Source organism: Bradyrhizobium sp. S3.3.6 (genome assembly GCF_040546905.1).
Lineage (GTDB): Bacteria > Pseudomonadota > Alphaproteobacteria > Rhizobiales > Xanthobacteraceae > Bradyrhizobium > Bradyrhizobium cytisi.
The window spans coordinates 261,943-276,623 of the sequence record NZ_JBEPOT010000004.1; the positions used below are offsets into that span (position 1 = coordinate 261,943).

General features: G+C 63.0%; 8 protein-coding genes. 1 reads left to right on the plus strand and 7 read right to left on the minus strand.

Going from position 1 to position 14,681, the window contains the following annotated elements; genetic code table 11:
• Positions 1 to 15: 15 nt before the first annotated feature.
• The 4 genes from tuf to rpsL are packed head-to-tail and all read right to left on the minus strand — an operon-like array spanning position 16 to position 4,210.
• Positions 16 to 1,206 (minus strand): elongation factor Tu, encoded by a 1,191-nt coding sequence (gene tuf, locus ABID59_RS13955; RefSeq protein WP_148750334.1) that lies wholly within the window; start codon positions 1,204 to 1,206, stop codon positions 16 to 18.
• Positions 1,207 to 1,246: 40 nt separating this feature from the next.
• Complete coding sequence (fusA, locus tag ABID59_RS13960) at positions 1,247 to 3,319, minus strand: elongation factor G (RefSeq protein WP_354036650.1); 2,073 nt, start codon at positions 3,317 to 3,319, stop codon at positions 1,247 to 1,249.
• A 33-nt stretch (positions 3,320 to 3,352) separates the two neighbouring features.
• Positions 3,353 to 3,823: a 30S ribosomal protein S7 gene (gene rpsG, locus ABID59_RS13965; protein WP_148750332.1), complete on the minus strand. Its 471-nt coding sequence runs from the start codon at positions 3,821 to 3,823 to the stop codon at positions 3,353 to 3,355.
• 15 nt (positions 3,824 to 3,838) lie between these two features.
• Positions 3,839 to 4,210, minus strand: coding sequence for a 30S ribosomal protein S12 (gene rpsL / locus ABID59_RS13970; RefSeq protein ID WP_007603006.1), 372 nt, complete (start codon positions 4,208 to 4,210; stop codon positions 3,839 to 3,841).
• A gap of 669 nt (positions 4,211 to 4,879) precedes the next feature.
• Between rpsL and ABID59_RS13975 the strand changes: the two genes are divergently transcribed.
• Positions 4,880 to 6,118 (plus strand): FAD-dependent oxidoreductase, encoded by a 1,239-nt coding sequence (locus tag ABID59_RS13975; RefSeq protein ID WP_354083753.1) that lies wholly within the window; start codon positions 4,880 to 4,882, stop codon positions 6,116 to 6,118.
• Here ABID59_RS13975 and ABID59_RS13980 read toward each other — a convergent pair.
• The 3 genes from ABID59_RS13980 to rpoC all read right to left on the minus strand — a co-directional run bounded on the left by ABID59_RS13980 (position 6,046) and on the right by rpoC (position 14,646).
• Positions 6,046 to 8,058: an ABC transporter ATP-binding protein gene (locus ABID59_RS13980; protein ID WP_354083754.1), complete on the minus strand. Its 2,013-nt coding sequence runs from the start codon at positions 8,056 to 8,058 to the stop codon at positions 6,046 to 6,048. The genes ABID59_RS13975 and ABID59_RS13980 overlap by 73 nt on opposite strands.
• 135 nt (positions 8,059 to 8,193) lie before the next feature.
• Positions 8,194 to 10,257: an FAD-dependent oxidoreductase gene (locus tag ABID59_RS13985; protein WP_354083755.1), complete on the minus strand. Its 2,064-nt coding sequence runs from the start codon at positions 10,255 to 10,257 to the stop codon at positions 8,194 to 8,196.
• Between the two features lie 192 nt (positions 10,258 to 10,449).
• Positions 10,450 to 14,646, minus strand: coding sequence for a DNA-directed RNA polymerase subunit beta' (rpoC, locus tag ABID59_RS13990; protein WP_148750328.1), 4,197 nt, complete (start codon positions 14,644 to 14,646; stop codon positions 10,450 to 10,452).
• Between the last annotated feature and the right edge of the window lie 35 nt (positions 14,647 to 14,681).

The following is a 14,681-nucleotide window of genomic DNA, read 5'->3' on the forward strand; positions in this document are numbered from 1 at the left end:
TCCCTATTCGCTTGCTTACTCGATGATCGAAGCGACGACGCCGGCGCCGACGGTGCGGCCACCTTCGCGGATCGCGAAGCGGAGCTTCTCCTCCATCGCGATCGGCACGATCAGGTGCACTTCCATCGCGATGTTGTCGCCCGGCATCACCATCTCGGTACCTTCCGGCAGATGCACGACACCGGTCACGTCGGTGGTGCGGAAGTAGAACTGCGGACGGTAGTTGGTGAAGAACGGGGTGTGGCGACCGCCCTCTTCCTTGGTGAGGATGTAAGCCTCGGCCTTGAACTTGGTGTGCGGCTTGACCGAACCCGGCTTGCACAGCACCTGGCCGCGCTCGACGTCTTCGCGCTTGGTGCCGCGGAGCAGCGCACCGATGTTGTCGCCGGCCTGGCCCTGGTCGAGCAGCTTGCGGAACATTTCGACGCCGGTGACGGTGGTCTTCTGGGTCGCACGGAGACCGACGATCTCGATTTCCTCGCCGACCTTGACGATGCCGCGCTCGACACGGCCGGTCACGACGGTGCCGCGGCCCGAGATCGAGAACACGTCTTCAACCGGCATCAGGAACGGCTGGTCGATCGGACGCTCCGGCTGCGGGATGTACTCGTCGACGCTCTTCATCAGCTCGAGGATGGCTTCGTGGCCAAGCTTCTTGTCGGAGTCTTCGAGAGCGGCGAGCGCCGAACCCTTGATGATCGGGATCTTGTCGCCCGGGAAGTCGTACTTCGAGAGCAGCTCGCGGACTTCGAGCTCGACGAGCTCGAGCAGTTCCGGATCGTCGACCATGTCGCACTTGTTCAGGAACACGACGAGTGCGGGCACGCCGACCTGGCGGGCGAGCAGGATGTGCTCGCGGGTCTGCGGCATCGGGCCGTCAGCAGCCGACACGACCAGGATCGCGCCGTCCATCTGCGCGGCGCCGGTGATCATGTTCTTCACGTAGTCGGCGTGGCCGGGGCAGTCGACGTGGGCGTAGTGGCGGTTCTTGGTCTCATACTCGACGTGCGCGGTCGAGATGGTGATGCCGCGCGCCTTCTCTTCCGGCGCCTTGTCGATCTGGTCGTACGCGGTGAACGTTGCGCCGCCGGCTTCGGCGAGAACCTTGGTGATCGCCGCGGTCAGCGACGTCTTGCCATGGTCGACGTGACCGATGGTGCCGATGTTGCAGTGCGGCTTGTTACGTTCAAACTTTGCTTTGGCCATTTGACTCTCCGTTCAATCGTCAGCTCTGGACCGACGACAATCAGGCAAACTTCTTCTGGACTTCTGCCGACACGTTGGCCGGCGCTTCTGCGTAGTGGTCGAACTGCATGGTGAAGGTCGCGCGACCCTGGCTCATCGAGCGCAGGTTATTCACGTAACCGAACATGTTCATGAGCGGCACCATCGCGTTGATGACGTTGGCGTTGCCGCGCATGTCCTGCCCCTGGATCTGACCGCGCCGGGAATTCAGATCGCCGATGACCGAGCCGGTGTAGTCTTCCGGGGTCACCACCTCGACCTTCATGATCGGCTCGAGCAGGACGGACTTGCCCTTCTGCAGCGCTTCGCGGAACGCCGCGCGCGATGCGATTTCGAAGGCGAGCGCCGACGAGTCGACGTCGTGATACTTGCCGTCGACGAGCTGAACCTTGACGTCGACCACGGGGAAGCCCGCGACCACGCCGGAGCCCATCACGCTGTTGAGGCCCTTTTCGACGCCGGGGATGTATTCCTTCGGAACCGCGCCGCCGACGATCTTGGACTCGAACTCGTAGCCCTTGCCGGGCTCGTTCGGCTCGACCACGATCGACACTTCCGCGAACTGACCGGTACCGCCGGTCTGCTTCTTGTGGGTGTACTTGACCTCGGCCTTCTTGGTCACGCGCTCACGGAACGCCACCTGCGGCGCGCCGATGTTGGCGTCGACCTTGTAGGTGCGACGGAGGATGTCGACCTTGATGTCGAGGTGAAGTTCGCCCATGCCCTTGAGGATGGTCTGGCCGGACTCCTGATCGGTCGACACGCGGAAGGACGGATCCTCCGCAGCGAGCTTCGCCAGCGCCACGCCCAGCTTTTCCTGGTCGGCCTTGGACTTCGGCTCGATCGCGATCTCGATGACCGGCTCGGGGAATTCCATCTTTTCCAGGATCACCTGCTTGTCGGGATCGCACAGCGTGTCACCGGTGCGCGCTTCCTTCAGGCCGGCCAGCGCGACGATGTCGCCGGCATAGGCTTCCTTGATGTCCTCGCGGTTGTTCGCATGCATCAGCAGCATGCGCCCGATGCGCTCCTTCTTCTCGCGGGTCGAGTTCACGACGCCGGTGCCGCTCTGGAGAACGCCGGAATAGATGCGGCAGAAGGTGATGGTGCCGACGAACGGGTCGTCCATGATCTTGAACGCGAGCAGCGCGAGCGGCTCCTTGTCGTCCGCCTTACGCACGACCTCGTTGCCGCGATCGTCGGTGCCCTTGATCGCAGGCACGTCGATCGGCGACGGCAGATAGTCGACGACGGCGTCGAGCAGCGGCTGCACGCCCTTGTTCTTGAAGGCCGAGCCGCACAGCACGGGATAGAACGCGCCGGTCAGCACCGCCTTGCGGATCAGCCGCTTCAGCGTCGCTTCGTCCGGCTCGTTGCCGTCGAGGAAAGCGGCGAGCGCATCGTCGTCGAGCTCGACGGCGGCTTCCACCATCTTCTCGCGGTATTCCTTGGCCTGGTCGACGAGATCTTCCGGAATGTCGACATAGTCGAACTTCGCGCCGAGCGACTCGTCGTTCCAGACGATGCCCTTCATCTTCACGAGGTCGACGAGACCCTTGAAGTTGTTCTCGGCACCGATCGGAAGCTGGATCGCGATCGGCTTGGCACCGAGGCGGTCAACGATGTCGGCCAGGCACTTGAAGAAGTCGGCGCCGGTCTTGTCCATCTTGTTGGCGAAGACGATGCGCGGAACCTTGTACTTGTCGCCCTGGCGCCAGACGGTCTCGGTCTGGGGCTCAACGCCCTGGTTCGAGTCGAGCACGCAGACGGCGCCGTCGAGCACGCGCAGCGAACGCTCGACCTCAATGGTGAAGTCGACGTGGCCGGGGGTGTCGATGATGTTCAGACGCTTTCCGGCCCAGAACGCGGTGGTCGCAGCCGAGGTGATCGTGATGCCACGCTCCTGCTCCTGCTCCATCCAGTCCATCGTCGCGGCACCTTCGTGCACTTCGCCGATCTTGTGGCTCTTGCCGGTGTAATAGAGGATGCGCTCGGTCGTCGTGGTCTTGCCGGCGTCAATATGCGCCATGATACCGAAGTTACGGTAGTCCTCGATGGCATGTAGGCGGGGCATGGGTCGTTCCTTGCGAGTCCGAGTGTGTCGCCGTTACCAGCGATAGTGCGAGAAGGCGCGGTTGGCTTCCGCCATCCGGTGCACGTCTTCGCGCTTCTTGACGGCGTTCCCGCGGTTGTTCGATGCGTCCAGAAGCTCCGCCGAGAGCCGCTCGGTCATCGTCTTTTCGTTGCGCTCGCGCGCAGCCGAGATCAGCCAGCGAATGCCCAGCGCCTGACGGCGCACCGAGCGAACCTCGACCGGAACCTGATAGGTCGCACCACCGACGCGGCGGGAGCGCACTTCGATCGTCGGCATGACGTTTTCGAGTGCCTGCTCGAACACGCCGAGCGGGTTCTGCTTGGTCTTGGATTCGATGAGACCGAACGCACCGTAGACGATGCCTTCGGCGACCGACTTCTTGCCGGCGTACATCACCGAGTTCATGAACTTCGTGACGATGATGTTCCCGAACTTCGGATCGGGAAGAACTTCGCGCTTTTCCGCTGAGTGGCGACGAGACATTGAGCTGGTTCCCGCTTACTTCGGACGCTTGGCGCCGTACTTCGAACGACGCTGCTTACGGTTCTTGACGCCCTGGGTATCCAGAACGCCGCGGAGGATGTGGTAGCGCACGCCGGGCAAATCCTTGACGCGACCGCCGCGGATCATGACCACCGAGTGCTCCTGGAGGTTATGACCCTCACCCGGGATGTAGCCGATCACCTCGAAGCCGTTGGTCAGGCGCACCTTGGCGACCTTACGAAGCGCCGAGTTCGGCTTCTTCGGGGTCGTGGTGTAGACGCGGGTGCAAACACCACGCTTCTGCGGCGACTGCTGCAGCGCCGGCACCTTCTTGCGCGACTTCTGCACTTCACGCGGTTGAGCGATCAGCTGGTTGATCGTCGGCATCCTGGCCTTACCCTTTGTTATCGCGGCCCCTTGCGGGCCCGCTGTCTTGCCGCGGCCCGTTGCCGGGACCGCAAATTCTTTCGAGCTACCCGCCCGACGAGGCCCGCCTCGCACGGAACAATCCGCACAAAGCGAAATTGCGCCAACCGCTCCATCACTGAGCGGAAAGCGTTTCGACGCACAGAGGACCGCAGTCTTCGGGCCAGTCGGCGAAAACGCCGCAGCCCGCGCACCGAGGTCATGCATCCGAGTTCGATCTCAAGAGAACGTGCTCAAGAGACCTAAATTCGCCTGGCATTGCCTAGCTATAAGCGACAGCGTTTGAGCGGCATTCGTCGAGGTTGGTGCCTGCCAAGCGACCCCAACGGGATCAGGCAGGTGCTCCGTACCGACGCTGGCGATGCTCACCGCCTGTCGTTAAGTGAGGCGCTTTCTATAAGTGAGAATCGATCAAGTCAAGGTGAAATGACCGTCAGAAAGCGCTTATCGCGCCTGTAGAAAAAGCCTGTTCGCCTTCTTCCCCACGCCTCCCCCGATATGGGGTCGAAGTGCCGGTTCCGCCAGCCCGACGGCAAATTATACCCGGGAGAAATATACTTTTATGACCCGCGCTAAGGCTTTTTTTCCTCTTGATGCGTCAATCTGCCCTCTTCGGCAGAGACAAACGCCATGCGGTACACCGACATTACCATCATCGGCGGGGGACTTGCCGGCTCGACCGTCGCCGCGATGCTCGGGCGCGCCGGCATTTCGGCGGTGCTGATCGACCCGCATGAGACCTATCCGGCCGACTTTCGCGTCGAAAAACTCAGCGGTCACGGTCAGGTCGAGCGATTCCAGCGGACGGGAATCGCCGACTCAGTGCTGCGCCAGGCAACCTTCTCCGGCGAGAACTGGATCGCACGGTTCGGGCATCTCCTCGACAAGGCGCCGAGCCGGCAGTTCAACATCCTTTACGATTCCCTGGTCAACGCGATCCGCGACGAGATTCCCGAAACCGTCGAGCGAATCTGGACCAAGGCGGTGTCGGTCGAGACCAGCCCGGAACGGCAGAGAATCTCGCTCGCCAATGCCGAGACGATCTCAGCCCGCCTGGTCGTGCTCGCCAACGGCCTGAATGTCGGCCTGCGCCACCAGCTCGGCATCACGCGAAACATCATCAGCGCCTGCCATTCGATCTCGATCGGGTTCGACGTGGTGCCGGCCGGGCGGAATTCGTTCGACTTCCCGGCGCTGACCTATTTCTCGGAGCGGCCGAACGACCGTATCCCCTACATCACGCTGTTTCCGATCGGCACGCGGATGCGTGCCAATCTGTTCGTGTACCGTGGCTTCGACGATCCCTGGCTGCGCGAGCTGCGCCGCGCGCCGGCCGCAACGCTGGACGCCGCCCTGCCGCGGCTCAAGCGCATCACCGGTGCCCTCGACATCCAAGGCGAGTTGAAGATCCGCCCGGTCGATCTCTATGTGAACGATGCCAGCCATCAGCCCGGCGTAGTGCTGGTGGGCGATGCCTTCGCGACCTCCTGCCCGGTCGCAGGTACCGGTTGCGACAAGGTGTTCACCGACGTCGAGCGGCTCTGCAACGTCCACATCCCGCAATGGCTGGCGTCCGACGGGATGGATGCGGACAAGATCGCCGCCTTCTACGCCGACCCGGTCAAGCGGGCCTGTGATGAATGGTCGGCGGCGAAAGCCTTCGACTTCCGCTCGGTGTCGATTGCAACGAGCCCGTACTGGACCGCGCAGCGCTGGGCGCGCTTCATGGCGTGGTCGAGCCAGGGACTACTGCGGCGGCTGGGAGGGGCGTTCCATCTGGAGCCGAACTTCCTCGGTCATTCCTCCTCGTCGTCCTCGTCCTCATCATCCTCGTCGAGGTCGTCATCGTCGCTGTCGTCGTCGGCTTGAGCCGCCGCGCTATGCGGCTGATGGGTCTGGTCATTCCACAGCTTGCGGTAGGTGCCGTTCCTGGCGAGCAGCTCGGCATGGGAACCGCGCTCGATCGCCCTGCCTCCTGAAATCACGATGATCTCGTCCATCTCGACCACCGAGGAGAGGCGGTGAGTCGACCAGATCATGGTGCGGCCCTTGGCGACCTTCAGCAATGTGCGGTTGATTGCGGCCTCCGTGGTCTGGTCGAGCGCCGAGGTGGCTTCGTCGAGCAGCAGCACCGAGGGATTGCGGATGATGGCGCGCGCGATCGCGATGCGCTGGCGCTGGCCGCCCGACAGCGTGTCGCCGCGCTCGCCGACCGGGGTCTCGTAGCGCTGCGGCAGGCTCATGATGTAGCGATGGATCTCGGCCTTCCTGGCGGCGTCCTCCACCTCCTCGTCGGTCGCGCCTTCCTTGCCGAGCCGGATGTTCTCCCGGATCGACATGTTGAACAGCATGTTCTCCTGGAACACTACGGCCATGCTCCGGCGCAGCGAATTCAGCGTCACCTTGCGCACGTCGACACCGTCGATGGTGACCCGCCCCTCGTCCGGCACGTAAAGCCGCAGGATCAGATTGAGCAGCGTGCTCTTGCCGGATCCGGAAGGACCGACGATGGCGATGCTCTTGCCGACGTTGAGCTTGAGGCTGAGATTGTCCAGCACCGGCGTCTGGCCGCCCTCGTACTGGAACGTCACGTGGTCGAAGGTGATGTCGTGGGTGATGCGCGGCAGATCGGGCGCGCCGGGACGATCGGCGCCGCGTGTGGGCTCGTCCAGCAGCTCCTGGATGTGGCGGATCGCGGCGGCCGACGAGATCGACACGGGGATGAAGTGCATCACATGGGCGATGTTGTAGGAGACCTCCCAGAAGGCGCTCTCGAAGGTGACGAAGGTGCCGATGGTGATCTGGCCCTTGGTCGCCAGATACGCGCCGATCGCGAGCACGACGAGGTGCAGCAGCAGCACCGAGATGGTGACGGTCCGTTCCACCATGGTCGACAGGAACGCGGCGGACGCAATCCTGTTGCGGGTCTCGTCGTTGCGGAAGCTGAAGAAGCCGAACATCCTGCGTTGCAGGCTGAAAGCCTTGATCACCGCTTGCGCCGCCACGTTCTCCTGCACCATTCCGAGCAGCGCGCTTTCGTTGAGCTTCTGCTCGTAATTGGCTTGCACCGCTTTCGGGGTGAGCATGCGCGGCCCGATCAGCGTGATCGGGAACACCAGCAGCGCGACCACGGCGAGCTGCCAGTTCAAGAAGAACATCAGGATGATGCCGGCGATCAACTCCAGGAACGGCAGCGCCGCGCTGTTGGCGAAGGTCTTGACCGAGCCCTCGAAGGCAGCCTGGTCGACCGAGAAGCGCGACAGGATCTCGCCGCGCTTGGTGCGGCCGAAATAGGCCGCCGGCAGGTCCTGGACGTGCTCGAACAGGCGCTTGCGGACATCGGAGATGATGCAGGCGGCTAGCCGCGCGTCCCAGCGCTCGTACCAGACCGCGACGATCGAGGTGAAGATGCCGGCGACCGCGAGCACGCCGAGGATCTTGTACAGCGCCTGGAAATCCTCCTCGCCGAGCGCGTCGTCGATCAGGAACTTCAGACTGAGCGGCATGATGACGTTGAACAGCGTCTCGACCAGAACGCCGAACGCTACATAGCCCAGGATGCGCTTGTAATTGGACAGGAACGGCTTGACGAAGCCCAGGATGGTCGCGAGCGCGCCGGCGGCTTCGCGGGCGGTAAAGACGACGAGGTCCTCGTCATCCTCGTCGTCGAGTCCAAGCTCGTCGTCGTCCTCGTCTTCGTTGTCGTCTTCCAGCTCCGGCTCGTGACCGGTGTCGAGCTTGTCCTCGAGCTCGGCCGCCTCTTGTGCGGCGAGCTTCTGTTTGTCGGGAGAGAGAGGCTTGGACGCCATGAAACCAACCGATGCTGACGGCCGGCATGACCGCAGAGAAAGCAGGGAAATAGCGGAGCGCCGCTACTGCCACCGATTCTATGCGATCAGGATGAATTCAGCAAAACAATTGGCGAATCCATCCGCCCTGTGATGCTAGTCGTCGTTGTCTTCGTCCTCGACCTTGTCGAAGAAGGAATAACGCAAGGAGTCGGCGTCGGCATACCACTGCCCCGGCCCTTTGTTGGCGGCAAGCGTCGCCGACCAGAGCGCGTCGGTGCAGTCCTTGCGGTGCATCGACAGATCGAAGCCGTTGCCGAAGAACAGTTCGGACCATTCCCACCAGGTGCCGAGCTTCTTGACCCCGCGCAGCAGGTCGTAGCGGTCGATCACGACTGAGGCCATGTCCGAGGTGATCGAGCCGAACACGAGGCCGGTCTTGACCACGCGGTTCAACTCGCGGATCGCGCGGACCACCTGCTTCGGGGCAACGTGGCAGAGACTGGTCTCGAACACGTAGTCGAACGCGCCGTCCTTGAACGGCATGTCCCGGATCGATCCCAGCTTGTTGTACTTCTTCAGCGCCTTCGGCGTCTTGGCATGAATGGCGCGGTTGTTCTCGATGCCCCAGGCGTCGATGCCTCGCTCGCGCAGCGCGCCGACCAGCTCGCCGCTGGCGGAGCCCGCGACCAGGAGTTTTGCGCCCTTCGCCGTGCCCCAGACGATGCCGATCAGCTCTGCAAGGTAGTCGGGATCGGTGAACTGCCGCCACGCTTCGCTATAAGGGCCGACGCCGCGATAGTTCTCGAAATAATCGCGGTCGATCTTGTCCGAGACTGGCTTGCTATCCTGGGCATGCTCGCGGCGCAGCCGCATCATCTCGGTCAGGATGATGTCGGTCGCCGCGTCCGATGAGTCGAGCAGGCCGTTCAGCGTGGAGTCGAACAGATAATCGCCGACCACGACGATGCCGGGATGATCCTTCGGCTCGGGCCGGTGATTGGTCATGACGTCGCGCACGGGCAGACCGCCCGGGATCGCGTTCACGGACGACAGCCAGCGGTGGATCTTGCCTTCCATGAAATAAGCACGCGCATCGCCGAGCGAAGCCGGCAGCGATTTCAGCGCGGCGTCGATCAGCTCCTGATCCGACAGATTGGCGAACGCCAGCGCATCGGAACCCGGAATGAGCCAGTTCAGGACGCCGTGCTTGCCGACGTCGTGGCGCGCGCCTTCATTGTAGACGCAGCAGCCGCCGAAGGCTTCCGACATGAACCAGGCGCCGGGAATCTTGTCTCCCCAGAACGGGGAATCGAACAGGATCGAGACGCGCAGGTAATGCGCGGGACGGTCGAAATAGGAGACGTGCTTGACCATCGACTTGCGCAGTTGCTCGCCTTCCCAGCCGACAGTGGAGAGCCAGGAATGCGGCAGGCAGACCACCACAAGATCGAAGTCGCGCGTCTCCGGTCCCTTCCCGTTCATCATCTTGAGCTGATAGCGGCCGGTCGTCGCCTTGCCGACGGTAAGCACGCGGTGATTGAGCTGGATGTCGGCGTTGACCTCCGACTGCAGGCATTCGATCAGCTGCTCGTTGCCGTTCTGGATGGAATAGAGGCCGATATAGCCGTCGACATCCATCAGATAGTTCTTGAGTGCGTTGAGGCCGTTGGTGTTGTGGCTTTCGGTCGCGAGATCGGAGCGCGCCATCACCTTGAAGAAGCGCTTTGCGATCTCGTCCTCGACCTCCTCGTCGAGCACCTGCTCGGCGGTCTTGTAGGCCCAGGGGTTCTCGTTGTCGTGCGCGCCGACGCCCTCGTAATATTCGATCGGCGACATCGCGTCGGCACAGCGCTTGCGAAACGACTCGATCGCAGCCGCAGTCTTGGCGCCGTATTTGCGGCGCATGCCGGCGACGTCATTGAGCAGCTCGCCGCCGAACTGCACCTGCTCGGCATCCATCGGAATGGTCTGCAGGCCGAAATGCTGGATCAGCTCGCGCAGCGGATCGGGACCCGTCATCGAGTAGTCGTAGATCTCGGCGACGCCGGCCTCGTACATCGCCGGCGCGGAATCGAATTTGCGCGTGACGATCTTGCCGCCGAGCCGGTCGGAGGCTTCATAGATGGTGATGCGGCAGAGGTCGCCGAGCTTACGCTTCAGGTACCAGGCGCTCATCAGCCCGCCGGGGCCGCCGCCTACGATTGCGAGATCAAGCATATCAGTTCCGTGGTCTCCGGCCCTGCCCCCGTCACGGGACCACCGGTCTAAGCTCCCCTAGCAGAAGCGCTTTTCTGACTGAAGGAAAGATGAACAAAGGTTGATCCTGCACCGCAACAGGCAAACAAAGCAGCAAAAAGGCCGGCTTTCGCCGGCCCTTTCATTGTCCTCGGTATTCCTACGGATGAACCATCATTCCGCGGGCGGCAGCGCAGGAAGCTCCGCTTCTGGCGCAGGCGACACGACGGCCGCCTGCTTCTCGCGCTCGTCCAGGATCATCTTGTCGCGCTTCACGGCGACTTCGCGGATCTTGGCCATGGAGGCGCCGGTGCCCGCCGGGATCAGCCGGCCGACGATGACGTTCTCCTTGAGGCCTTCGAGCGGATCGACCTTGCCGTTGACCGCCGCTTCCGTGAGGACGCGGGTGGTCTCCTGGAACGAGGCCGCCGAGAAGAACGAACGGGTCTGGAGGCTCGCCTTGGTGATGCCGAGCAGAACCGGCGTCCCCGTGGCGATCTTCTTGCCCTCTTCCTTGGCCTTCTCGTTCAGCGCGTCGAACTCGATCTTGTCGACCTGCTCGCCGGAGATCATGTCCGTGTCGCCCTGGTCGGTGACTTCCACCTTCTGGAGCATCTGACGGACAATCACCTCGATGTGCTTGTCGTTGATGAGCACGCCCTGGAGCCGGTAGACTTCCTGGATTTCGTTGACCAGATAGGCCGCGAGCTCCTCGATGCCCTTGACCGCAAGGATGTCATGCGGCGCCGGGTTGCCTTCCACGATGAAGTCGCCCTTTTCGACGACGTCGCCGTCCTGAAGGTGGATGTGCTTGCCCTTCGGGATCAGGTACTCGCGTGCCTCGTCGGTCTTGTCCATCGGCTCGATCGAGATGCGACGCTTGTTCTTGTAGTCGCGCCCGAACCGGATGGTGCCCGCGATTTCGGCGATGATCGCCGCATCCTTCGGACGCCGTGCCTCGAACAATTCCGCCACCCGCGGCAGACCGCCGGTGATGTCACGCGTCTTGGCGCTTTCGGTCGAGACACGGGCGAGGATGTCGCCCGTCTGAACCTTGGCACCGACGTCGACCGACAGAATGCCGTCGACCGACAGCATGTAGCGGGCATCGCCGCCACGGGCGAGCTTGAGCACCTTGCCGTCCTTGCCCTTGACCACGATGGCCGGACGCAGGTCCGCGCCGCCGCGGGTCGAGCGCCAGTCGATGACCACGCGCTTGGCGATACCGGTGGCCTCGTCCAGCGTTTCCGTGATCGACTGCCCTTCGACCAGATCCTCGAAGCCGATGGTTCCTTCGACTTCAGTGAGCAGCGGACGGGTGTAGGGATCCCACTCGACGATACGCTGGCCACGCTTGACCGTGTCGCCCTCGTCGATGTGCAGGCGCGCACCGTACTGGATACGGTGCGTCGCACGCTCGGTGCCATCGGCATCGACGATCGCCACCACCATGTTGCGCACCATCGCGACCAGGTGACCTTCGCTGTTGCGGGCGATGGCCTTGTTCCTGATCACGATCTTGCCGTCGAAATTGGCTTCGACGAACGACTGCTCGTTGAGCTGCGCCGCACCACCGATGTGGAAGGTGCGCATGGTGAGCTGGGTGCCCGGCTCGCCGATCGACTGCGCCGCGATGACGCCGACCGCTTCACCGTGGTTGACCGGCGTGCCGCGGGCGAGGTCGCGGCCGTAGCACTTGCCGCAGATGCCGTTGACGAGTTCGCAGGTCAGCGCGGAGCGGATCTTCACCTCCTGCACGCCACCCTGCTGGATGGCGTCCAGATGGCTCTCTTCCATCAGCGTATCGCGCTTGATGATCACCTTGCCGGAGCTGTCACGGATATCTTCGCAGGCCGTGCGTCCGAGGATGCGCGAACCGAGCGAAGCGACCACGGTGCCGGCATCGACGATGGCGCGCATCTTGATACCGAGCTTGGTGCCGCAATCGGACTGCGTGATGATGCAGTCCTGCGCGACGTCGACCAGACGACGGGTCAGGTAGCCCGAGTTCGCGGTCTTCAACGCGGTGTCCGCGAGGCCCTTACGGGCGCCGTGGGTCGAGTTGAAGTACTCGAGAACCGAGAGGCCTTCCTTGAAGTTCGAGATGATCGGCGTCTCGATGATCTCACCCGACGGCTTGGCCATCAGGCCGCGCATGCCGGCGAGCTGGCGCATCTGGGCCGGCGAGCCGCGGGCGCCGGAATGAGCCATCATGTAGATCGAGTTGATGTCGGCATCGGCTCCGCTCGCCGTCTTCTTGGTGGAGGAGATCTCCTTCATCATCGCCTTGGCGATTTCTTCCGTGGCCTTCGACCAGGCGTCGACGACCTTGTTGTACTTCTCGCCGTGCGTGATCAGGCCGTCGTTGTACTGCTGCTCGAAATCCTTCGCCAGCGTACGGGTGGTGTCGACGATCTTCCACTTGGAGTGCGGCACGACCATGTCGTCCTTGCCGAACGAGATGCCGGCCTTGAACGCATTGTAGAAGCCGAGCGCCATGATGCGATCGCAGAAGATCACAGTCTCCTTCTGGCCGCAGTGACGGTAGACCTGGTCGATGACGCCCGAGATCTCGCGCTTGGTCATCAGCTTGTTGATGATCTCGTACGAAATCCGCGGGTTCCTCGGCAGCAGATTGCCCAGCATGACGCGGCCGGCGGTGGTCTCGATCCAGCGCTTGGAGATCTTGCCGGTCTCGTCCATGCCTTCCCACCGATACTTGATCTTGGTGTGGAGGTGGATGACCTTCGCGTGCAGGGCGTGCTCGAGCTCGGCCATGTCGCCGAACAGCTTGCCCTCGCCGGGCAGGCCTTCGCGCATGATCGAGACGTAGTAGAGACCGAGCACGATGTCCTGCGACGGCACGATGATCGGCTGGCCGTTCGCCGGATGCAGGATGTTGTTGGTCGACATCATCAGCACGCGCGCTTCCAGCTGCGCTTCAAGCGACAGCGGAACGTGCACGGCCATCTGGTCGCCGTCGAAGTCGGCGTTGAACGCGGAGCAGACCAGCGGATGAAGCTGGATCGCCTTGCCCTCGATCAGCACCGGCTCGAACGCCTGGATGCCCAGGCGATGCAGCGTCGGCGCGCGGTTGAGCAACACCGGATGCTCGCGGATCACCTCGTCCAGGATGTCCCAGACCTCGGGCCGCTCCTTCTCGACCAGCTTCTTCGCCTGCTTCACCGTGGTGGACAGGCCCTTGGCGTCAAGCCGCGAATAGATGAACGGCTTGAACAGCTCGAGCGCCATCTTCTTCGGCAGGCCGCACTGATGCAGGCGCAGCTCGGGACCGACCACGATCACCGAACGGCCCGAATAGTCGACGCGCTTGCCGAGCAGGTTCTGGCGGAAACGGCCCTGCTTGCCCTTCAGCATGTCGGCGAGCGACTTCAGCGGGCGCTTGTTGGCACCCGTGATGACGCGGCCGCGGCGGCCGTTGTCGAACAGCGCATCGACCGCTTCCTGAAGCATGCGCTTCTCGTTGCGGATGATGATGTCGGGCGCGCGCAGCTCCATCAGCCGCTTCAAGCGGTTGTTGCGGTTGATGACGCGGCGGTAGAGGTCGTTGAGGTCCGAGGTCGCGAAGCGGCCGCCGTCCAGCGGCACCAGCGGACGCAGGTCCGGCGGGATCACCGGAACGACAGTCAGGATCATCCATTCCGGCTTGTTGCCGGAGTGGCGGAAGGCCTCGACGATCTTCAGGCGCTTGGCGAGCTTCTTGTGCTTGATGTCGGAGTCGGTCTCGTGCATCTCCGCGCGCAGGGTCAGCTCGAGCTTCTCGAGGTCCATGCCCTTGAGCAGCTCGCGGATCGCTTCCGCGCCGATCATGGCGGTGAAGGAATCCTGGCCGTACTCGTCCTGCGCCTTCAGATACTCGTCTTCCGACAGCAGCTGACGGTCCTTCAGCGCGGTGAGGCCCGGCTCAAGCACGACGTAATATTCGAAGTAGAGGATCCGCTCGAGATCCTTCAGCGTCATGTCGAGCAGCAGGCCGATGCGCGACGGCAGCGACTTCAGGAACCAGATGTGGGCGACGGGAGCTGCGAGCTCGATATGGCCCATGCGCTCGCGCCGGACGCGCGACAGCGTGACCTCGACCGAGCACTTCTCGCAGATGATGCCCTTGTACTTCATGCGCTTGTACTTGCCGCACAAGCACTCGTAATCCTTGATCGGCCCGAAGATGCGCGCGCAGAACAGGCCGTCGCGCTCTGGCTTGAAGGTACGGTAGTTGATGGTCTCCGGCTTCTTGATCTCGCCGTAGGACCAGGACAGAATCTTCTCCGGGGACGCGATCGAGATGCGGATCTGGTCGAAGACCTGAGCCGGCGTCGTCGGGTTAAAGAGATTCATAATTTCTTGGTTCATCGTCTTCTCCTCGCGTGCCGGTCGCCTCCGGCCGC